Annotated in this window: 16 protein-coding genes, 3 tRNA genes and 3 rRNA genes; 12 read left to right on the plus strand and 10 right to left on the minus strand. The window is 52.5% G+C overall.

Annotated features, from left to right (window positions below; all coding sequences use genetic code 11):
- Position 1: 1 nt before the first annotated feature.
- The 6 genes from proS to metN all read right to left on the minus strand — a co-directional run bounded on the left by proS (position 2) and on the right by metN (position 5,581).
- The gene (gene proS, locus G0034_RS04225) at positions 2 to 1,720 is read right to left on the minus strand and encodes a proline--tRNA ligase (RefSeq protein ID WP_014882648.1); all 1,719 of its coding nucleotides are present in this window, start codon (positions 1,718 to 1,720) and stop codon (positions 2 to 4) included.
- Between the two features lie 112 nt (positions 1,721 to 1,832).
- Positions 1,833 to 2,540, minus strand: a complete 708-nt coding sequence (tsaA, locus tag G0034_RS04230) for a tRNA (N6-threonylcarbamoyladenosine(37)-N6)-methyltransferase TrmO (protein WP_014882649.1) — start codon at positions 2,538 to 2,540, stop codon at positions 1,833 to 1,835.
- Positions 2,537 to 2,941 carry an envelope stress sensor lipoprotein RcsF gene (gene rcsF / locus G0034_RS04235; protein ID WP_008501883.1) on the minus strand — a complete coding sequence of 135 codons (405 nt, stop codon included), beginning with the start codon at positions 2,939 to 2,941 and terminating at the stop codon, positions 2,537 to 2,539. Before rcsF ends, tsaA begins: the two co-directional genes overlap by 4 nt.
- Positions 2,942 to 3,047: 106 nt before the next feature.
- Positions 3,048 to 3,863 carry a methionine ABC transporter substrate-binding lipoprotein MetQ gene (gene metQ / locus G0034_RS04240; RefSeq protein WP_014168729.1) on the minus strand — a complete coding sequence of 272 codons (816 nt, stop codon included), beginning with the start codon at positions 3,861 to 3,863 and terminating at the stop codon, positions 3,048 to 3,050.
- Between the two features lie 40 nt (positions 3,864 to 3,903).
- On the minus strand, positions 3,904 to 4,557 hold the full coding sequence (locus tag G0034_RS04245) for a methionine ABC transporter permease MetI (protein WP_003856130.1): 654 nt from the start codon (positions 4,555 to 4,557) through the stop codon (positions 3,904 to 3,906).
- Complete coding sequence (metN, locus tag G0034_RS04250) at positions 4,550 to 5,581, minus strand: methionine ABC transporter ATP-binding protein MetN (protein ID WP_014882650.1); 1,032 nt, start codon at positions 5,579 to 5,581, stop codon at positions 4,550 to 4,552. The genes G0034_RS04245 and metN overlap by 8 nt, the downstream gene beginning before the upstream one ends.
- Positions 5,582 to 5,769: 188 nt before the next feature.
- Between metN and gmhB the strand changes: the two genes are divergently transcribed.
- From gmhB to dkgB, 8 genes are all read left to right on the plus strand, one after another.
- Positions 5,770 to 6,336: a D-glycero-beta-D-manno-heptose 1,7-bisphosphate 7-phosphatase gene (gene gmhB, locus G0034_RS04255; RefSeq protein ID WP_014882651.1), complete on the plus strand. Its 567-nt coding sequence runs from the start codon at positions 5,770 to 5,772 to the stop codon at positions 6,334 to 6,336.
- Between the two features lie 368 nt (positions 6,337 to 6,704).
- Positions 6,705 to 8,244: ribosomal RNA gene (locus G0034_RS04260) — 16S ribosomal RNA — on the plus strand.
- A 70-nt stretch (positions 8,245 to 8,314) separates the two neighbouring features.
- Positions 8,315 to 8,391, plus strand: a tRNA-Ile gene (locus tag G0034_RS04265).
- A 42-nt stretch (positions 8,392 to 8,433) separates the two neighbouring features.
- A tRNA-Ala gene (locus G0034_RS04270) sits at positions 8,434 to 8,509 on the plus strand.
- Between the two features lie 180 nt (positions 8,510 to 8,689).
- Positions 8,690 to 11,593 (plus strand): 23S ribosomal RNA (locus tag G0034_RS04275).
- A 65-nt stretch (positions 11,594 to 11,658) separates the two neighbouring features.
- A 5S ribosomal RNA gene (gene rrf / locus G0034_RS04280) occupies positions 11,659 to 11,774 on the plus strand.
- Together the 16S, 23S and 5S rRNA genes with 3 tRNA genes alongside form the textbook arrangement of a ribosomal RNA operon.
- A 56-nt stretch (positions 11,775 to 11,830) precedes the next feature.
- A tRNA-Asp gene (locus G0034_RS04285) sits at positions 11,831 to 11,907 on the plus strand.
- 160 nt (positions 11,908 to 12,067) lie between these two features.
- The gene (dkgB, locus tag G0034_RS04290; protein ID WP_023336782.1) at positions 12,068 to 12,871 is read left to right on the plus strand and encodes a 2,5-didehydrogluconate reductase DkgB; all 804 of its coding nucleotides are present in this window, start codon (positions 12,068 to 12,070) and stop codon (positions 12,869 to 12,871) included.
- Positions 12,872 to 12,900: 29 nt separating this feature from the next.
- Here the strand turns inward: dkgB and yafC are convergent, their stop codons facing one another.
- A complete protein-coding gene (gene yafC, locus G0034_RS04295; protein WP_023336783.1) occupies positions 12,901 to 13,806 on the minus strand; it encodes a DNA-binding transcriptional regulator YafC in 906 nt (301 codons plus the stop codon).
- A gap of 104 nt (positions 13,807 to 13,910) precedes the next feature.
- Here yafC and G0034_RS04300 point away from each other — a divergent pair, with 104 nt between their 5' ends.
- The 3 genes from G0034_RS04300 (at position 13,911) to G0034_RS04310 (ending at position 16,872) form a co-directional block, all read left to right on the plus strand.
- Positions 13,911 to 15,086 carry an MFS transporter gene (locus tag G0034_RS04300; protein WP_023332149.1) on the plus strand — a complete coding sequence of 392 codons (1,176 nt, stop codon included), beginning with the start codon at positions 13,911 to 13,913 and terminating at the stop codon, positions 15,084 to 15,086.
- Between the two features lie 135 nt (positions 15,087 to 15,221).
- Complete coding sequence (locus tag G0034_RS04305; RefSeq protein WP_014882655.1) at positions 15,222 to 16,022, plus strand: endonuclease/exonuclease/phosphatase family protein; 801 nt, start codon at positions 15,222 to 15,224, stop codon at positions 16,020 to 16,022.
- A 76-nt stretch (positions 16,023 to 16,098) separates the two neighbouring features.
- Positions 16,099 to 16,872, plus strand: coding sequence for a class I SAM-dependent methyltransferase (locus G0034_RS04310; RefSeq protein ID WP_014882656.1), 774 nt, complete (start codon positions 16,099 to 16,101; stop codon positions 16,870 to 16,872).
- Positions 16,873 to 16,924: 52 nt separating this feature from the next.
- Here G0034_RS04310 and mltD read toward each other — a convergent pair whose 3' ends face one another.
- Complete coding sequence (gene mltD / locus G0034_RS04315) at positions 16,925 to 18,289, minus strand: murein transglycosylase D (protein WP_023336785.1); 1,365 nt, start codon at positions 18,287 to 18,289, stop codon at positions 16,925 to 16,927.
- Between the two features lie 68 nt (positions 18,290 to 18,357).
- Complete coding sequence (gloB, locus tag G0034_RS04320; RefSeq protein ID WP_179120541.1) at positions 18,358 to 19,116, minus strand: hydroxyacylglutathione hydrolase; 759 nt, start codon at positions 19,114 to 19,116, stop codon at positions 18,358 to 18,360.
- Between the two features lie 32 nt (positions 19,117 to 19,148).
- On the opposite strand from gloB, the gene G0034_RS04325 reads away from it, so the two are divergent.
- A complete protein-coding gene (locus tag G0034_RS04325) occupies positions 19,149 to 19,865 on the plus strand; it encodes a class I SAM-dependent methyltransferase (RefSeq protein WP_179120542.1) in 717 nt (238 codons plus the stop codon).
- Here G0034_RS04325 and rnhA read toward each other — a convergent pair whose 3' ends face one another.
- Positions 19,866 to 20,333, minus strand: coding sequence for a ribonuclease HI (gene rnhA, locus G0034_RS04330; RefSeq protein WP_014882660.1), 468 nt, complete (start codon positions 20,331 to 20,333; stop codon positions 19,866 to 19,868). It lies immediately after the preceding gene.
- Positions 20,334 to 20,342: the final 9 nt, after the last annotated feature.

The following is a 20,342-nucleotide window of genomic DNA, read 5'->3' on the forward strand; positions in this document are numbered from 1 at the left end:
TTTAGGCTTTGATGGCTTTCACCAGGTAATCAAGAATATCGCCTGTCTTGATCATCTGTTTCTCGCCGCTACGACGGTATTTGTATTCGATCTCATCGCTGTCGAGGTTACGGTCACCGATGACCACCGTGTGTGGAATACCAATCAGTTCCATATCGGCGAACATCACGCCCGGACGCTCTTTACGGTCATCCATCAGCACTTCGATACCCTGAGCACGCAGCTCGGCGTACAGCTTCTCAGCCAGTTCCTGCACACGGTAGGATTTGTGCATGTTCATTGGCAGAATCGCAACCTGGAACGGAGCGATATTGTCCGGCCAGACGATGCCGCGCTCGTCGTAGTTCTGTTCAATGGCCGCCGCGACCACACGAGTGACCCCGATACCGTAGCAGCCCATGGTCAGGATCTGGTTACGGCCATCTTCACCCTGAACGGCGGCGTTCAGTGCGCGAGAGTATTTGTCACCCAGCTGGAAGATGTGACCGACTTCGATACCGCGCTTAATCATCAGGGTGCCCTGACCGTCCGGACTTGGATCGCCTGCGACCACGTTACGGATGTCTGCCACTTCAGGCGTCGCCACGTCGCGATCCCAGTTAATACCGAAGTAGTGTTTACCGTCGATGTTAGCGCCGGCGGAGAAGTCGCTCATCGCAGCAACAGTGCGGTCAATAACAACCGGAACCGGCATATTAACCGGGCCGAGAGAGCCAGGACCTGCATTGACCACGGCACGGATTTCCGCTTCTGTTGCAAACGTCAGCGGGCTCGCGACCTGCGGCAGCTTCTCTGCTTTCACTTCGTTCAGCTCGTGATCGCCACGCACCAGCAGGGCAACCAGCGGGTAAGCGCTGCCTTCGGTAGATTTCACCAGCAGCGTTTTGACGGTTTTTTCAATCGGCAGACCGAACTGCTCAACCAGCTCAGCAATGGTTTTCGCGTTTGGCGTATCAACCAGCGTCATCTCCTGCGTTGCAGCGCCGCGTGGTTCTTTTGGTGCCAGCGCTTCTGCAAATTCGATGTTCGCGGCGTAATCTGAAGAGTCCGAGAAGATCACATCGTCTTCACCGCTCTGCGCCAGTACCTGGAATTCATGGGATGCGCTACCACCGATGGAGCCGGTATCAGCCTGCACAGCGCGGAAATCCAGACCCATGCGGGAGAAGATTTTGCTGTATGCCTCGTACATTTTGTCGTAGGTCTCTTGCAGCGATTCCTGAGAGGTATGGAAAGAGTAAGAATCTTTCATCAGGAATTCGCGAGAGCGCATCACCCCGAAACGAGGACGAACTTCATCACGGAACTTGGTCTGAATCTGGAAGAAGTTCAGCGGCAGCTGTTTGTAAGAGCTCAGCTCGTTACGGATCAGGTCGGTAATGACCTCTTCATGCGTTGGGCCGAGAACGAATGGACGCTCGCCGCGATCGACGAAGCGCAGCAGCTCTGGGCCATATTGTTCCCAACGGCCGCTCTCCTGCCACAGGTCAGCGGGCTGAACCACAGGCATGGACACCTCGATAGCACCGGCGTTGTTCATCTCTTCACGCACGATGTTTTCGACTTTTTTCAGGACGCGCACGCCGGTCGGCAGCCAGGTATATAACCCGGAGGCCAGCTTGCGGATCATCCCGGCGCGCAGCATCAGCTGATGGCTGATCACTTCGGCGTCGGCAGGCGTCTCCTTCAGAGTGGAGAGCAGATATTGGCTAGTACGCATGTTGTTACGGTTCCATTTCGACGATTGGAACAGGCTGAAACACCAGCCTGACACAAAAAAAGTGGTTTAGTTTACCAGTGTGGCAAAGATGCCAAAAGAGAGGAGAACAAAATTACCTGGGTTCAAGGGCAAACACTTCAAAACCTGCCCCGGTGACGCGCCAGCGCACGTTAAAATCCAGCAGCCAGACGGCGTATGTTTTTCCTGCTTCCTCTTCTTTACGGTAGGCTGGACGGGGGTCCTGTGCCAGCACTTCGGTGATGAAATTCCGCAAACGAGGATAGCGCTTCTCCATCTGGCTAAGCTGCGAGGCGATCTCAGGGGTAAAAGAGACAGGCATATCCGCCTGCGGTGCATCCTGAGCATAACTTGCGCGCGCGTCCGGGAGCGCTTCCGCGAAGGGCAAATAGGGTTTGATGTCGATAACCGGCGTGCCGTCCACCAGGTCCAGACTGCCTAATTCCAGTATCACCCGATCTTTCTGACAACGTATGCCTTTCAGTTCAACCAACGACATCCCGATCGGGTTTGGACGGAAGGTCGAGCGAGTCGCAAATACGCCCATTCGCGCATTTCCACCCAGACGAGGAGGGCGCACGGTTGGTCGCCAGCCGCCTTCCATCGTCTGATGAAAGACAAATACCACCCATAAATGGCTAAATGCCTCAAGCCCGCGTACCGCATCGGCCTGGTTGTAAGGCGCCAGAAGATGAAGCTCGCCCCCGCCGCTGGTCACCAGACCCGGCTGGCGAGGCACGGCGAACTTCTCTTTATAGGGAGAGTGGATAACGCCTATCTGCTCAAACTGAAATGCACTCATTTCGCCGTAATGTTCAGCGCAGAACCGATGCAAACCGCCTGACGATAGCAGCCCGGCGTGCCGCTGGTGACTTCACAGCTGTGCAGCAGAACCGCGTTGGCTTTCATTTTGGCAGCGTTAATCTGCATGCGTTTACGCGCTGTCGGGATATTCGGCGGAGAGTCCTGATTGGTTGCCTGACAGGATTCACCGCTTACTTCACCCAGTTCACGGAACGGTTTACCGACGAGTTCGTCAGCTTTCGTGATAATGCGAACCGGCGCAGGGCGAACCACTTTCGGTTTCGCAGGCTCTGTTTTTGGCGGGGTTGCCGTGCTTTGAACAGGTTCAACAGGAGATCTGCTTAGCATAGAACAGCCGCTCAGCATGAGTGCTAAAAGACAGATCGGTAAAGCACGCATAATAATTCCTCAATGGATAATCAAAACGTCAGATATTGAATCAGTTGACTGCACAAATGACAAGACGGGCATAAGCCCGTCCTGATGATATTACACTGAGGTGAGATTACCAGCCTTTAACCGCGCCACCGTTAAACACTTTGTTGGCTTCCTGGTAAACTTCGTCAGACTGATAAGCCTGTACGAACTTCTTCACGTTTTCCGCGTCTTTGTTGTCTTCGCGAGTCACGATCAGGTTAACGTACGGGGAGTCTTTATCTTCAACGAAGATACCGTCTTTCGCTGGCGTCAGGCCAATCTGGCTGGCGTAAGTGGTGTTGATAACGGCCAGAGCAATCTGCGCATCGTCCAGAGAACGTGGCAGCTGTGGGGCTTCCAGCTCAACAATTTTCAGATTTTTCGGGTTCTCGGTGACATCCAGAACGGTTGGCAGCAGGCCAACACCGTCTTTCAGTTTGATCAGGCCCACTTTCTGCAGCAGCAGCAGGGAACGACCGAGGTTGGTTGGGTCGTTAGGCACCGCAACCTGAGAGCCCGGCTGCAGTTCGTCCAGTGATTTAATTTTCTTGGAGTAACCGGCAATCGGATAAACGAAGGTGTTACCGACACCTACCAGCTTATAGCCACGATCTTTGATCTGCTGATCCAGGTAAGGCTTATGCTGGAAGGCGTTAGCGTCGATATCGCCTTTGCTCAGCGCTTCGTTTGGCAGAACGTAATCGTTGAAGGTCACCAGCTCAACGTCCAGGCCGTATTTCTCTTTCGCCACTTTCTGGGCAACTTCAGCAACCTGCTGTTCTGCACCAACGATAACGCCCACTTTGATGTGGTTTGGATCTTTTTCGTCCTGACCGCAACCCACCAGTGCCAGAGAGCCAATAAGCGCGCCTACTGCTGCAAAGGTCTTTAATTTAAACGCCATGTTTTATCCTTAACTCGTCGAGTTTGTGTTGTGTGTAACGTTATTTGTGAGTAACAGCCCGGACGATGCGATCGCCAGAGAACTGGATTAAGTAAACCAGCACAACCAGCAATACCAGAACGGTATTCATTACGGTAGCGTTATAACCAATATAGCCGTACTGGTAGCCAATCTGGCCTAAACCGCCGGCACCTACGGCACCGCCCATCGCGGAATACCCCACCAGAGTAATAAGCGTAATCGTGGCCGCGTTCACCAGGCCTGGCAGTGCTTCAGGCAGCAGTACCTTGCGGACGATCTGCATAGGTGTTGCGCCCATCGCACGAGAGGCCTCGATCAAACCCGTCGGGATCTCCAGCAGGGCGTTTTCCACCATACGGGCGATAAACGGCGCAGCGCCTACCGTCAACGGAACAATGGCCGCCTGCAGACCGATTGACGTACCAACGATCACGCGGGTAAATGGAATCATCCACACCAGCAAAATAATGAACGGGATGGAACGGAAGATGTTAACCAGCGCAGAGAGCGTACGGTAGAGCTTCGCGTTCTCAATGATTTGACCCGGACGCGTGACGTACAGCAGTACGCCGACCGGCAGGCCAATCACAAAACCAAAGAAACCCGATACGAAGGTCATTGCCAGCGTTTCCCAAACGCCGCGAACCAGCAGCCACATCATCGGCTCAGACATAACCCAGTACCTCTACTTTTACGTGGTGTTCTTGCAGCCAGGCGATTGCCGCCTGGGTTTCTTCTTGTGTGCCGTGCATTTCCGTCAGCATGATGCCGAACTTCACGCCACCGGCGTAATCCATCTGGGCGCTGATAATGTTGTTGTTCACGTTAAAGCGACGCGCGGTTTCGGAAAGCAGAGGGGCATCAACGGACTGACCGGTGAACTCCATGCGCAGCATTGGGACGCTGTCTGCCTCGGGTTCAGTTTTCAAACGCTCCAGATAATCTTCTGGAATATCCAGGTGCAGCGTCGACTGAATGAACTGCTGCGCCAGCGGGGTCTTCGGATGGGAGAATACTTCGCTGACGGTGTCCTGCTCAATCAGTTCACCGTTGCTGATGACCGCCACGCAGTCGCAGATGCGTTTCACCACATCCATCTCGTGCGTAATAAGGAGGATCGTCAGGCCGAGGCGACGGTTAATGTCTTTCAGCAGTTCCAGAATAGAACGCGTGGTAGCCGGATCCAGTGCGCTGGTCGCTTCATCACACAGCAATACCTTAGGATTGCTAGCCAGTGCGCGGGCAATCGCCACACGCTGCTTTTGACCACCAGACAGATTTGCCGGGTAGCTGTCATGTTTGTCACCCAGACCCACGAGGTCGAGCAGTTCGGTAACGCGACGTTTCACTTCTTCTTTCGGTGTGTTGTCCAGCTCCAGCGGCAAGGCGACGTTGCCGAAAACGGTGCGGGAAGCCAGCAGGTTGAAGTGCTGGAAGATCATGCCAATCTGACGACGCGCTTTGGTGAGTTCTTTCTCTGAAAGAGCGGTAAGTTCCTGGCCGCCAACTTCTACGTTACCCTGGGTTGGACGCTCAAGCAGGTTAACACAACGGATCAGCGTGCTTTTACCTGCACCCGATGCGCCAATGACGCCATAAATTTGACCAGCAGGAACATGCAGGCTGACATTGTTCAGCGCCTGAATGGTTCGGTTCCCCTGCTGGAACACTTTGGTGATATTGGAAAGTTTAATCATTAGATTATTTTTATCGTATGTAAGTTAGCCGTGGCATTTTGTTCTGCCAGATACGGGTGATGACCGTAAACAAAACGGATGTTAAGGCATCCAGACGTCTAAATCAATCCAACTCTGTACGATGAGCACTTTATTGCGCTGCGTTTCATGAGATACTAGCTCAACAGGCCTTTTTCAGGAGCAAACCGGTGGCAAAATCAGTACCCGCAATTTTTCTCGATCGTGATGGCACTATTAATGTGGATCACGGTTATGTCCATGAGATTGATGAGTTCGAATTTATCGAAGGCGTTATAGAGGCAATGCGCCAGCTGAAAGAGATGGGCTACGCGCTGGTGGTCGTAACGAACCAGTCTGGTATTGCGCGCGGTAAATTCACCGAAGCGCAATTCGAGACGCTGACAGAATGGATGGACTGGTCGCTGGCGGATCGCGGGGTCGATCTTGATGGCATTTATTATTGCCCACACCACCCTCAGGGAACCGTAGAAGCGTATCGCCAGACCTGTGATTGCCGTAAACCGCATCCGGGAATGTTTATCTCCGCGCAAGAGTTTCTGCACATCGATATGGCCGCTTCTTATATGGTGGGCGATAAACTGGAAGATATGCAGGCAGCAGCAGCTGCAGGTGTGGGGACCAAAATATTAGTGCGCACGGGTAAGCCTGTTACGCCAGAAGCTGAAAATGCCGCGGATTGGGTGATTAATAGCCTGGCCGATCTGCCAAAAGAGATTAAAAAGCACCAAAAATAGCCGTTCTGGTGAAAAGGTGAGCGGTCGAAATAAAAATGCATATTTCCACTTGTCATTCCTCGGCAGCTCCCTATAATGCGCCTCCATCGACACGGCAGATGTGAATCACTTCACAGACAACCCGGTCGGTTGAAGAGAAAAAATCCTGAAATAACGGGTTGACTCTGAAAGAGGAAAGCGTAATATACGCCACCTCGCAACGGTGAGCGAAAGCCGCGTTGCACTGCTCTTTAACAATTTATCAGACAATCTGTGTGGGCACTCAAAGTGACATGGATTCTTAACGTCGCAAGACGAAAAATGAATACCAAGTCTCTGAGTGAACATACGTAATTCATTACGAAGTTTAATTCACGAGCATCAAACTTAAATTGAAGAGTTTGATCATGGCTCAGATTGAACGCTGGCGGCAGGCCTAACACATGCAAGTCGAACGGTAGCACAGAGAGCTTGCTCTCGGGTGACGAGTGGCGGACGGGTGAGTAATGTCTGGGAAACTGCCTGATGGAGGGGGATAACTACTGGAAACGGTAGCTAATACCGCATAACGTCGCAAGACCAAAGAGGGGGACCTTCGGGCCTCTTGCCATCAGATGTGCCCAGATGGGATTAGCTAGTAGGTGGGGTAATGGCTCACCTAGGCGACGATCCCTAGCTGGTCTGAGAGGATGACCAGCCACACTGGAACTGAGACACGGTCCAGACTCCTACGGGAGGCAGCAGTGGGGAATATTGCACAATGGGCGCAAGCCTGATGCAGCCATGCCGCGTGTATGAAGAAGGCCTTCGGGTTGTAAAGTACTTTCAGCGGGGAGGAAGGCGATAAGGTTAATAACCTTGTCGATTGACGTTACCCGCAGAAGAAGCACCGGCTAACTCCGTGCCAGCAGCCGCGGTAATACGGAGGGTGCAAGCGTTAATCGGAATTACTGGGCGTAAAGCGCACGCAGGCGGTCTGTCAAGTCGGATGTGAAATCCCCGGGCTCAACCTGGGAACTGCATTCGAAACTGGCAGGCTAGAGTCTTGTAGAGGGGGGTAGAATTCCAGGTGTAGCGGTGAAATGCGTAGAGATCTGGAGGAATACCGGTGGCGAAGGCGGCCCCCTGGACAAAGACTGACGCTCAGGTGCGAAAGCGTGGGGAGCAAACAGGATTAGATACCCTGGTAGTCCACGCCGTAAACGATGTCGACTTGGAGGTTGTGCCCTTGAGGCGTGGCTTCCGGAGCTAACGCGTTAAGTCGACCGCCTGGGGAGTACGGCCGCAAGGTTAAAACTCAAATGAATTGACGGGGGCCCGCACAAGCGGTGGAGCATGTGGTTTAATTCGATGCAACGCGAAGAACCTTACCTACTCTTGACATCCAGAGAACTTAGCAGAGATGCTTTGGTGCCTTCGGGAACTCTGAGACAGGTGCTGCATGGCTGTCGTCAGCTCGTGTTGTGAAATGTTGGGTTAAGTCCCGCAACGAGCGCAACCCTTATCCTTTGTTGCCAGCGGTCCGGCCGGGAACTCAAAGGAGACTGCCAGTGATAAACTGGAGGAAGGTGGGGATGACGTCAAGTCATCATGGCCCTTACGAGTAGGGCTACACACGTGCTACAATGGCGCATACAAAGAGAAGCGACCTCGCGAGAGCAAGCGGACCTCATAAAGTGCGTCGTAGTCCGGATTGGAGTCTGCAACTCGACTCCATGAAGTCGGAATCGCTAGTAATCGTAGATCAGAATGCTACGGTGAATACGTTCCCGGGCCTTGTACACACCGCCCGTCACACCATGGGAGTGGGTTGCAAAAGAAGTAGGTAGCTTAACCTTCGGGAGGGCGCTTACCACTTTGTGATTCATGACTGGGGTGAAGTCGTAACAAGGTAACCGTAGGGGAACCTGCGGTTGGATCACCTCCTTACCTTAAAGAACCTGCCTTTGCAGTGCTCACACAGATTGTCTGATGAAAAAACAGCAGTAAAAATCTCTGCAGGCTTGTAGCTCAGGTGGTTAGAGCGCACCCCTGATAAGGGTGAGGTCGGTGGTTCAAGTCCACTCAGGCCTACCAAACTCCTTTTAAAGGATGAGCGGTACAGAGATTACAAACGATGGGGCTATAGCTCAGCTGGGAGAGCGCCTGCTTTGCACGCAGGAGGTCTGCGGTTCGATCCCGCATAGCTCCACCATCTTTTACTGCGAACACAAGAAAACTTCAGAGTGAACCTGAAAAGGTGCACTGCGAAGTTTTGCTCTTTAAAAATCTGGATCAAGCTGAAAATTGAAACGACACACAGTTAATGTGTGTTCGAGTCTCTCAAATTTTCGCAAACCGATGGTGAATCGAAAGAAACATCTTCGGGTTGTGAGGTTAAGCGACTAAGCGTACACGGTGGATGCCCTGGCAGTCAGAGGCGATGAAGGACGTGCTAATCTGCGAAAAGCGCCGGCGAGGTGATATGAACCTTTGACCCGGCGATGTCCGAATGGGGAAACCCAGTGTGTTTCGACACACTATCGTTAACTGAATACATAGGTTAACGAGGCGAACCGGGGGAACTGAAACATCTAAGTACCCCGAGGAAAAGAAATCAACCGAGATTCCCCCAGTAGCGGCGAGCGAACGGGGAGCAGCCCGGAGTCTGAATCAGCTTGTGTGTTAGTGGAACGGTCTGGAAAGTCCGACGGTACAGGGTGATAGTCCCGTACACGAAAATGCACAGGTTGTGAACTCGAAGAGTAGGGCGGGACACGTGGTATCCTGTCTGAATATGGGGGGACCATCCTCCAAGGCTAAATACTCCTGACTGACCGATAGTGAACCAGTACCGTGAGGGAAAGGCGAAAAGAACCCCGGCGAGGGGAGTGAAAAAGAACCTGAAACCGTGTACGTACAAGCAGTGGGAGCCTACTTGTTAGGTGACTGCGTACCTTTTGTATAATGGGTCAGCGACTTATATTCTGTAGCAAGGTTAACCGTATAGGGGAGCCGAAGGGAAACCGAGTCTTAACTGGGCGTTAAGTTGCAGGGTATAGACCCGAAACCCGGTGATCTAGCCATGGGCAGGTTGAAGGTTGGGTAACACTAACTGGAGGACCGAACCGACTAATGTTGAAAAATTAGCGGATGACCTGTGGCTGGGGGTGAAAGGCCAATCAAACCGGGAGATAGCTGGTTCTCCCCGAAAGCTATTTAGGTAGCGCCTCGTGAACTCATCTTCGGGGGTAGAGCACTGTTTCGGCTAGGGGGCCATCCCGGCTTACCAACCCGATGCAAACTACGAATACCGAAGAATGTTATCACGGGAGACACACGGCGGGTGCTAACGTCCGTCGTGAAGAGGGAAACAACCCAGACCGCCAGCTAAGGTCCCAAAGTCATGGTTAAGTGGGAAACGATGTGGGAAGGCACAGACAGCCAGGATGTTGGCTTAGAAGCAGCCATCATTTAAAGAAAGCGTAATAGCTCACTGGTCGAGTCGGCCTGCGCGGAAGATGTAACGGGGCTAAACCATGCACCGAAGCTGCGGCAGCGACACTATGTGTTGTTGGGTAGGGGAGCGTTCTGTAAGCCGTTGAAGGTGGCCTGTGAGGGTTGCTGGAGGTATCAGAAGTGCGAATGCTGACATAAGTAACGATAAAGCGGGTGAAAAGCCCGCTCGCCGGAAGACCAAGGGTTCCTGTCCAACGTTAATCGGGGCAGGGTGAGTCGACCCCTAAGGCGAGGCCGAAAGGCGTAGTCGATGGGAAACAGGTTAATATTCCTGTACTTGGTGTTACTGCGAAGGGGGGACGGAGAAGGCTATGTTAGCCGGGCGACGGTTGTCCCGGTTTAAGCATGTAGGCGGAGGTTCCAGGTAAATCCGGTACCTTTTAACGCTGAGGTGTGATGACGAGGCACTACGGTGCTGAAGTAACAAATGCCCTGCTTCCAGGAAAAGCCTCTAAGCATCAGGTAACACGAAATCGTACCCCAAACCGACACAGGTGGTCAGGTAGAGAATACCAAGGCGCTTGAGAGAACTCGGGTGAAGGAACTAGGCAAAATGGTGCCGTAACTTCGGGAGAAGGCACGCTGATATGTAGGTGAAGCCCCTGCGGGTGGAGCTGAAATCAGTCGAAGATACCAGCTGGCTGCAACTGTTTATTAAAAACACAGCACTGTGCAAACACGAAAGTGGACGTATACGGTGTGACGCCTGCCCGGTGCCGGAAGGTTAATTGATGGGGTTAGCGGCAACGCGAAGCTCTTGATCGAAGCCCCGGTAAACGGCGGCCGTAACTATAACGGTCCTAAGGTAGCGAAATTCCTTGTCGGGTAAGTTCCGACCTGCACGAATGGCGTAATGATGGCCAGGCTGTCTCCACCCGAGACTCAGTGAAATTGAACTCGCTGTGAAGATGCAGTGTACCCGCGGCAAGACGGAAAGACCCCGTGAACCTTTACTATAGCTTGACACTGAACACTGGTCCTTGATGTGTAGGATAGGTGGGAGGCTTTGAAGCGTGGACGCCAGTCTGCGTGGAGCCGACCTTGAAATACCACCCTTTAATGGCTGGTGTTCTAACGTAGACCCGTAATCCGGGTTGCGGACAGTGTCTGGTGGGTAGTTTGACTGGGGCGGTCTCCTCCCAAAGAGTAACGGAGGAGCACGAAGGTTAGCTAATCCTGGTCGGACATCAGGAGGTTAGTGCAATGGCATAAGCTAGCTTGACTGCGAGAGTGACGGCTCGAGCAGGTGCGAAAGCAGGTCATAGTGATCCGGTGGTTCTGAATGGAAGGGCCATCGCTCAACGGATAAAAGGTACTCCGGGGATAACAGGCTGATACCGCCCAAGAGTTCATATCGACGGCGGTGTTTGGCACCTCGATGTCGGCTCATCACATCCTGGGGCTGAAGTAGGTCCCAAGGGTATGGCTGTTCGCCATTTAAAGTGGTACGCGAGCTGGGTTTAGAACGTCGTGAGACAGTTCGGTCCCTATCTGCCGTGGGCGCTGGAGAATTGAGGGGGGCTGCTCCTAGTACGAGAGGACCGGAGTGGACGCATCACTGGTGTTCGGGTTGTCATGCCAATGGCACTGCCCGGTAGCTAAATGCGGAAGAGATAAGTGCTGAAAGCATCTAAGCACGAAACTTGCCCCGAGATGAGTTCTCCCTGAGACTATAAGTCTCCTGAAGGAACGTTGAAGACGACGACGTTGATAGGTCGGGTGTGTAAGCGCAGCGATGCGTTGAGCTAACCGATACTAATGAACCGTGAGGCTTAACCTTACAACGCCGAAGCTGTTTTGGCGTGAGAGAGACGATTTTCAGCCTGATACAGATAACAGAATTTGCCTGGCGGCTTTAGCGCGGTGGTCCCACCTGACCCCATGCCGAACTCAGAAGTGAAACGCCGTAGCGCCGATGGTAGTGTGGGGTCTCCCCATGTGAGAGTAGGGAACTGCCAGGCATCAAATTAAGTAGTAAGCCGGTGCATAAATCCGGTGGTTACAAGCAGTCTTCGGTGGAGCGGTAGTTCAGTCGGTTAGAATACCTGCCTGTCACGCAGGGGGTCGCGGGTTCGAGTCCCGTCCGTTCCGCCACTTATTGAAAGCCCTGAGTTAACGCTCAGGGCTTTTTTCTTATCTGCTGTTTAATTATTGCGAAATGAGCAAAAATCCTCTGCGTTTTACGATCTTTTTCAATATAACGACGCCAGCGATAATCCTCCTCAGTTTACGAACATAATGATTGAGGAATACTATGACTCTCCCTGCATTTGGTCTGGGCACTTTCCGCCTTAAAGACGACGTTGTTATCGCATCTGTTAAAACGGCACTCGAGTTAGGCTATCGCGCAATTGATACGGCACAGATCTATGAAAATGAAGCTGCCGTTGGACAGGCCATTGAAGAGAGTGGTGTACCGCGTAACGAGATATTTATCACCACCAAAATCTGGATTGAAAACCTCAGCAAAGACAAACTGCTCCCTAGCCTGAAAGAGAGTCTGAAAAAGCTGCGTACTGACTACGTGGACCTGACGCTGATCCACTGGCCATCACCAAACGATGCCGTTTCTGTAGAAGAGTTCATGCAGGCGCTGATGGAAGCGAAAAAGCAGGGATTAACGCGTGAAATCGGTATTTCAAACTTCACCATTCCGCTGATGGAAAAAGCCATTGCCGCAGTAGGTGCAGAAAATATCGCGACCAACCAGATTGAACTTTCACCTTATCTGCAAAACCATAAAGTCGTGGACTGGGCAACGCAGCACGGTATCCACATTACGTCATACATGACGCTGGCTTATGGTAAGGCACTGAAAGATGAGGCGATTATACGTATTGCAGAAAAACATAACGCGACTCCGGCACAGGTCATTCTGGCATGGGCAATGGGCGAAGGTTATGCCGTGATCCCATCGTCAACCAAACGTGTAAACCTGGCCAGCAACCTGTCAGCGGTCGACCTTCATCTGGATGATGACGATAAAAAAGCGATCGCAGCACTGGAGTGCAACGATCGCCTGGTCAGCCCGGAAGGTTTAGCGCCTGACTGGGATTAAGTTTCACTAACCCTCTGTCGCCTTAACCCTCATACAGCTCCTCCGGGAGCTGTCTTTATATGTTCACTCAGGAAGTCAATAAAAGCACGAATCCGCGTACTCACCGCTCTGTCACTGTAATACACTGCGCTAAAAGGCATCTCGACCGGCAAACGTTTATCCGCCATCAGTTCCACCAGTTCACCTCGTTCAATCTCCTTATCTATCATATAGTCAGACAGGCACGCGATGCCGTTCCCTTCAAGACACAGTTGCTTTAGCGTTTCTCCACTGTTTGACGATAACCCACTGGTAATTTCATGAAGCTGACCATCACGACAGGCGACAGGCCAGGTATTCAGTGATACCGGTTCCGTAAAGCCCAGACAAAGATGCTGCTTCAACTCTTCAACGGTCTCCGGTTTACCGTGCTCAGCAATGTACTGCGGCGACGCGATAATTTTGCGGTAGCTGGCAAACAGCGGGCGGGCGCGCAAGCTTGAATCGGTCAGTGTACCGGCCCGGATAGCCACATCCACTTTACGCTCGATGAGGTTGATAAACGTCTCTGATGAGACCAAAGAAAGCGTCATCTGCGGATAGCGTTCACGAAAAGGTTTGATCAGCGGCATCAGAAAGTGCAGTACTACCGGCGTGGCCGCATCAATGCGCAGCAATCCCCGCGGCGTGCTGCGGCTTTCCATAATTTCTGTCTCTGCTGCAGCCATCTCCTGCAGCACCGACTGCACGCGGCGGAAATAACGCTCTCCTTCTTCCGTCAGGCTCAGTTGCCGCGTCGTCCGGTTGAGCAGGCTCACCCCAAGCTTCATCTCCAGCTTTTTCACTGAGCGGCTGATGGCCGAGTTAGCCTGTCCCAGCTGTTCGGCTGCCCGGCTAAAGCTACCGCTTTCAACAACGGCGACAAAGATTGTCAGCTCTTCTGACGTTGCTTTCATTGTTGCACCACCTGCAAAATTCTATTGATATTTTGACCATTTTTGTTATTTAAGCACTGGCGCATACTGGCTGTCATCTTAATCCTGATGATACGGAGTATTTTATGCCACTGGCGCTACTTGCCCTGACGATCAGTGCCTTTGCAATTGGCACGACCGAATTTGTTATCGTGGGACTGGTTCCCACCATTGCTAACCAGCTTGCGATCTCGCTGCCTTCCGCCGGATTGCTGGTGTCAATCTACGCCCTGGGCGTCGCCGTCGGTGCGCCTGTGCTGACGGCTCTGACCGGACGTTTTCCACGTAAGCAGCTGTTAGTTGCGTTGATGGTGTTGTTCACCGCCGGTAACATTCTGGCCTGGCAGGCACCGGACTACACCACCCTGGTGATTGCCCGTCTGTTGACCGGCCTTGCACACGGCGTGTTCTTCTCAATTGGTTCCACCATTGCAACCAGCCTGGTCCCCAAAGAGAAAGCAGCCTCAGCTATTGCGATCATGTTTGGTGGACTGACCGTCGCACTCGTTACGGGTGTGCCGCTAGGCACGTTTATCGGACAGCACTTCGGCTGGCGTGAGACGTTTCTGGCCGTCTCCTTATTGGGGGTTATTGCCCTTGTTGCTAGCCTGCTGCTGGTACCGTCGACTATTCCAGGCCGGGCCAGCGCCAGCCTGAGCGATCAGCTAAAGGTGCTTACCCATCCGCGTTTGCTGATCATCTACGCGGTCACGGCTCTGGGCTATGGAGGCGTATTTACCGCCTTCACCTTCCTGGCACCGATGATGCAGGACCTGGCAGGCTTCTCCCCGAGTGCCGTGAGCTGGATTTTGCTGGGATACGGTATTTCCGTGGCGATTGGCAATATCTGGGGCGGCAAGCTTGCAGATAAACATGGTGCGGTTCCGGCGCTGAAATTTATCTTCGCCGCCCTGGTGGTTCTGCTGTTGATATTCCAGTTCACGGCGTCCATGCAATATGCCGCACTGATCACGGTACTGGTAATGGGTGTCTTCGCTTTTGGCAACGTGCCCGGGCTTCAGGTTTATGTTGTTCAGAAAGCGGAGCTCTATACGCCAAACGCCGTGGATGTGGCATCCGGACTGAACATTGCCGCGTTCAATATTGGGATCGCGCTGGGCTCCATTATTGGCGGACAAACCGTCGAACACTTTGGATTAACCCAGACTCCCTGGATTGGTGCGGTGATCGTCCTTGTCGCTTTCCTGCTGATAGGGCTGAGTGGCCGCCTCGATAAACCTACTCGCGTAGCACTGGGATAACATCAGTAAGTGCTTGCTTACAAAACTGGAAAGCGGTTTCTCAGAAATTGCGTTGAAAGTGTGACCTAAAGTCCCTATAACATTAGAACCAGTCCGTTTTCGGGCTGGTTCATGTTACAGAGGCCGTTTCCAAAAGTGCGAAAAAATACCTATGCCATGCGTTATGTTGCCGGAATGCCCGCGGAGAGGATCTTGCCTCCGGGGTCGTTTGCGAGCATAAGCCAGGCATTACCCGCAGGGACACCGTTAAGCAGCGATGACAAAATTCGGGTACTGGTCTGGAATATCTTTAAGCAGCAGCGTGCGGAGTGGTTATCGGTACTCAAGAATTTTGGTAAAGATGCTCATCTGGTTCTGCTTCAGGAGGCGCAAACCACACCTGAACTGGTTCGGTTTGCCACAACGAACTATCTTGCTGCCGACCAGGTGCCGGCGTTTGTCCTGCCGCAACATCCTTCAGGCGTGATGACCCTCTCTTCAGCACACCCGGTTTACTGCTGCCCGCTGCGTGAGCGCGAGCCTATACTGCGTCTGGCGAAATCGGCGCTGGTGACCGTCTATCCGCTGCCGGATACCCGGATGCTGATGGTGGTGAACATCCACGCGGTAAATTTCAGCCTGGGCGTGGATGTGTACAGTAAGCAGTTACTTCCCATTGGCGATCAAATTGCCCACCACAGCGGGCCTATCATTATGGCCGGTGATTTCAATGCCTGGAGTCGTCCGCGCATGAATGCGCTGTATCGCTTTGCGCGTGAAATGTCTCTGCGTGAAGTCCGTTTTAGTGACGATCAGCGTAAAAAAGCCTTTGGTCGACCTCTCGATTTTGTCTTCTATCGTGGTCTGAGCGTGCATGATGCCTCTGTTCTGGTCACGCGCGCCTCCGATCACAACCCTCTACTAGTCGAATTCAGTCCCGGCAAACCTGATAAATAATGGTGTGTCAGGTCTGCCGTGGGGCAGGCCTGCGCGGGTGCTGCCCTTTTATTTTTAACCAACAAAGGACAGTACGATGACAACAACACACTCCCATCATGACAACGTAGAAAAACAGTTTGGCTCCCAGGCAAATGCCTATCTGACCAGCGCCGTGCATGCTTCAGGTCGTGACCTGCTGCGTCTCGGCGAACGTCTGGCAGCATTCCCGCAGGCGCACGTGCTGGATTTAGGCTGTGGGGCAGGGCATGCCAGCTTTACGGCTGCGCAGCAGGTGGCGAAGGTCACCGCGTATGACTTATCCAGTCAGATGCTGGATGTTGTTGCTGAGGCGGCGAAGGCGAAAGGGTTGAGCAACGTGGATACGCGCCAGGGGTACGCCGAGTCCTTACCGTTTGATGATGCCTCGTTTGAGGTGGTGATTAGCCGTTATTCCGCGCACCACTGGCATGATGTCGGCCAGGCGTTACGTGAAGTCAAACGTGTCCTGAAGCCGGGCGGGATCTTCATTATTATGGATGTGATGTCTCCCGGGCATCCGGTGCGCGATATCTGGCTGCAGACAGTAGAAGCGCTGCGTGATACTTCCCACGTACAAAACTACTCCAGCGGAGAGTGGTTATCGCTTATCACTGAAGCGGGGTTGATTACCCGAACGTTAACAACAGACCGTTTGCCGCTGGAATACCCTTCGTGGATTGCCCGTATGCGTACCCCGGAAGCATTAAGTCAGGCGATTCGCCTCTATCAGGAGAGTGCCTCTGCTGAGGTAAAAGCGTACTTTGAATTGCGGGAGGATGGATCGTTTACCAGCGATACCATCATGGCTGAAGCGCAAAAAGTGGGATAAACAAAAAAGGCACCGAGGGGAATCGGTGCCTTTTTATCTTTCGATCGTGTAATCAGGAGTCTGGCGTGGCGCTGTTCTTCACAAACAACGTCAACTGGTCGCCTGGTTTCAGATTGTCAGTATCATTGTTCCAGCGCATTACATCTTTGATGTTCACGCCATGTCGTTTTGCGATACTGGACAGTGAATCGCCTTTGCGTACGCGATAAGTGATGCTATCGCTGTTGCTGGCGAGACGCTGTGCGCTGCTACCTGCGCCTACCGTCAGAGTTTGACCCACTTTCAGACCTGAGCTGCGCAGATTATTCCACTGCTGCAGATCTTTCGCCGTCACGCCAAGACGTGATGCAATGCCAGAAAGCGTATCACCTGAACGCACCTTATAGCTGCGGCTGTTAACGGATGAAGCATCGGCGATCAGCGTTGACTGAACGGCGGCAATCTCACCCGATGCTAAAGACTCACGCAATTGCTCAGCATGTTTCTGCGGAACCATCACATACTGCGGGCCGCTAGCCCCCAGCGTTGAGCCTTTAACGCCTGCATTAAAGGTTTTAAGTTTACTTACCGACATACCCGTCATATCAGCAACCTGTTGAATATCCACAGGGTTGCTGAGGCGAACGCGCGCCAGTGCACGACTTTCGTCTGGTGTTGGCAGTTGTACACCGTAACGCTTGCTGTTCTTGAGAATATCGCTCAAGGCCAGCATCTTCGGTACGTAAATCTTCGTTTCCTGTGGCAGTGAGAGCGACCAAAAATCGGTGGATTTACCCCGTGCTTTATTCGCTTTCATTGCCTTCAGTACACGACCCTCGCCACTATTATACGCTGCGACCGTTAACAGCCAGTCGCCGTCAAACATCTTATTCAGACGTTGCATCATGTCGAGAGCGGCTGTCGTTGAAGCGACAACATCCCGACGCGCATCATAGTTGCGGGTCTGTTTCAGACCATAGTTTCGCCCGGTGCTCGGAATGATCTGCCAAATGCCTGCGGCATTGGCGCCAGACGTCGCGTGTGGGTCAAAAGCGCTCTCCACTATGGGTAGGAGTACCAGCTCCATAGGCATGTTACGTTTCTTAACTTGCCCGGCTATCCAGTACATATACGGCTCTGCCCGTAACGTTACATCGTGGAGATAGCTCTTATTTCTTAAATACTTCTGCTTCTGTTCGCGAATCCGGCTGTTTTCCGGAATTCCCATCTTTAGCTCGTCGCCAATAGAGGTCCACAAGTCTTGCTCCTGCGCGAAAGATGTCCCATCGTCCATCCAGCGCGCCGAACTTGTAAACTTCCCTGCTTCCCCTTGACCAGCTGCAGAAAGGCTCTGTGCGTGCTGTTGTACGTTGCTGCCGTTCTGCGACTGGCAACCTACAAGCAGGACAGAGGCGAGTAATATCGCTTTTGCCTTCATGTGTGTGTCAATAGTTGCTTAAAAGACGAGCGATGATAACGGCGAAATTTTGAAAAGGCAACCCGCATTTATCTGAAGTTATCTTTCTTTGACCTTAACCATGCAAATCGCTGTTCTGGTTGTTGCAAATTTGTTTCTTGGTTAATTTTATTAATTAAATCAATATCATCTGTTCGCAGAAATAAATTAATTCGGCGCTCATTTTTCAGAATTGCGGGTAGTGTATTTTGGTTTTTTGCACGTAACTCCTTCACTTTGTGATAATAATCCTGAATCGCCCGATCCTCGGGTAAGAGGCTCACCGCAAACTTCATATTCCCTAATGTATACTCATGGGCACAACAAATAAGTGTGTCATCGGGTAAAGCACTAATCTTTTGTAAAGACTGATACATCTGTTCTGGTGTGCCTTCAAAAAGTCTTCCGCAACCGCCTGAGAAGAGGGTGTCGCCACAAAAAAGATAAGGTTTACTGTAGAAACACAGATGTCCCAAAGTGTGACCTAGCGTAGCAAATACGGAAAACTCCCACTCACGGATGTGGATATTTTCGCCCTCCTGGACTACTTGCGTCGTTCCCTTATCTTGTGTCTCAGCCGGTCCGTAAACCACAAGATGCGGAAAATGAGCGCGCAGTTCCGGCACGCCGCCAGTGTGATCGTTATGATGGTGCGTCAACAGAATGGCTTCTGGCTGCCAGGCGTTCTCCTTTATTGCATCAAGCACAGGGGCGGATTCGCCGGGATCGACAATGACGCATCGACGATCGTTATCGACCAAAACCCAGATGTAATTGTCCTGAAAAGCAGGAATACTGATAAGATTCATACATTACCTCTTATAGCGTGGCGGGTGTTTTGATGAAACCGGCAAGGATACCTCAGACTGTCGCAGCACCGGAACGTTGGGCGGAATTGCCCTGGGGTGAATACTATCGCGAGGAGCTTGAGCAACAGCTGAAGCCCTGGCTCGCGAAAATGTATGGCTTTCACCTGCTTAAGATTGGCAATCTCAGCGCAGAAATCAATACCGAAAGCTGCGCCATCTCACATCAGGTCAATGTCTCTCTCGGAGGATCGCCGGTTCAGGTGAAGGCTGACCCATTGCATCTGCCGTTTGCGGAAAAATCCGTAGATGCGTGTCTTCTTGCCCACGCGCTGCCCTGGTGCAGCGATCCTCATCGTATGCTGCGTGAAGCCGATCGCGTGCTGATTGATGACGGCTGGCTGATACTTAGCGGTTTTAATCCGCTGAGTCTGATGGGGTTACGTAAGCTGGTGCCTGTATTGCGCCGAACGCCACCCTATAACAGCCGGATGTTCACCATGATGCGCCAGCTCGACTGGCTGTCACTGCTCAACTTTGAAGTGCTCAACTATGGCGGTTTTCAGGTACTGCCGTGGGCACGTCAGGGGGGAGTTTTATTGAGTACGCATTTGCCCGCATTAGGCTGCATGCAGTTTATCGTCGCGCGTAAGCGAACCATCCCTCTGACGCTTAACCCCATGAAGCAGAGCAAATCGAAAACGCCCATCCGCCAGACCGTTGGCGCAACGCGGCAGTACAGAAAACCCTGATCAGGATTCAGGCTGGTAGCCAGTATCCTCATGGGCCGGATTTGAGGCCGCCGCGCGCGCCAGTTCATCGCAGCGTTCGTTTTCCGGGTGGCCGGCGTGGCCTTTAACCCACTCCCACTTAATCTCGTGCTGGCCCAGTGCCGCATCAAGGCGCTTCCAGAGATCGACGTTCTTCACGGGCTTCTTGTCTGCAGTTTTCCAGCCGCGTTTTTTCCAGTTGTGGATCCACTGGGTGATACCCTGTCGCACGTACTGGCTATCCGTACTCAACACCACGTCGCAGTGTTCTTTTAAGGCTTCCAGCGCCACAATGGCCGCCATCAACTCCATACGGTTGTTGGTGGTCAGGAAATACCCTTCGCTAAAAGTTTTCTCATGCTGACGATAGCGCATAATCGCGCCGTAGCCGCCGGGGCCTGGGTTCCCGAGACAAGATCCATCGGTGAAAATTTCTACCTGTTTACGCATCTCTGGTAG

The sequence above is a fragment of the Enterobacter sp. T2 genome, assembly GCF_010692925.1.
Taxonomy (GTDB): Bacteria; Pseudomonadota; Gammaproteobacteria; order Enterobacterales; family Enterobacteriaceae; genus Enterobacter; species Enterobacter kobei.

Coding starts and splice junctions, on each gene's coding strand:
- yafC (WP_023336783.1), bottom strand. CDS start 13,806: ATGAAAGCAACGTCAGAAGAGCTGACAATCTTTGTCGCCGTTGTTGAA.
- mltD (WP_023336785.1), bottom strand. CDS start 18,289: ATGAAGGCAAAAGCGATATTACTCGCCTCTGTCCTGCTTGTAGGTTGC.
- rnhA (WP_014882660.1), bottom strand. CDS start 20,333: ATGCGTAAACAGGTAGAAATTTTCACCGATGGATCTTGTCTCGGGAAC.
- rcsF (WP_008501883.1), bottom strand. CDS start 2,941: ATGCGTGCTTTACCGATCTGTCTTTTAGCACTCATGCTGAGCGGCTGT.
- dkgB (WP_023336782.1), top strand. CDS start 12,068: ATGACTCTCCCTGCATTTGGTCTGGGCACTTTCCGCCTTAAAGACGAC.
- G0034_RS04310 (WP_014882656.1), top strand. CDS start 16,099: ATGACAACAACACACTCCCATCATGACAACGTAGAAAAACAGTTTGGC.
- G0034_RS04325 (WP_179120542.1), top strand. CDS start 19,149: ATGAAACCGGCAAGGATACCTCAGACTGTCGCAGCACCGGAACGTTGG.
- G0034_RS04300 (WP_023332149.1), top strand. CDS start 13,911: ATGCCACTGGCGCTACTTGCCCTGACGATCAGTGCCTTTGCAATTGGC.
- proS (WP_014882648.1), bottom strand. CDS start 1,720: ATGCGTACTAGCCAATATCTGCTCTCCACTCTGAAGGAGACGCCTGCC.
- gloB (WP_179120541.1), bottom strand. CDS start 19,116: ATGAATCTTATCAGTATTCCTGCTTTTCAGGACAATTACATCTGGGTT.
- G0034_RS04245 (WP_003856130.1), bottom strand. CDS start 4,557: ATGTCTGAGCCGATGATGTGGCTGCTGGTTCGCGGCGTTTGGGAAACG.
- metN (WP_014882650.1), bottom strand. CDS start 5,581: ATGATTAAACTTTCCAATATCACCAAAGTGTTCCAGCAGGGGAACCGA.
- tsaA (WP_014882649.1), bottom strand. CDS start 2,540: ATGAGTGCATTTCAGTTTGAGCAGATAGGCGTTATCCACTCTCCCTAT.
- metQ (WP_014168729.1), bottom strand. CDS start 3,863: ATGGCGTTTAAATTAAAGACCTTTGCAGCAGTAGGCGCGCTTATTGGC.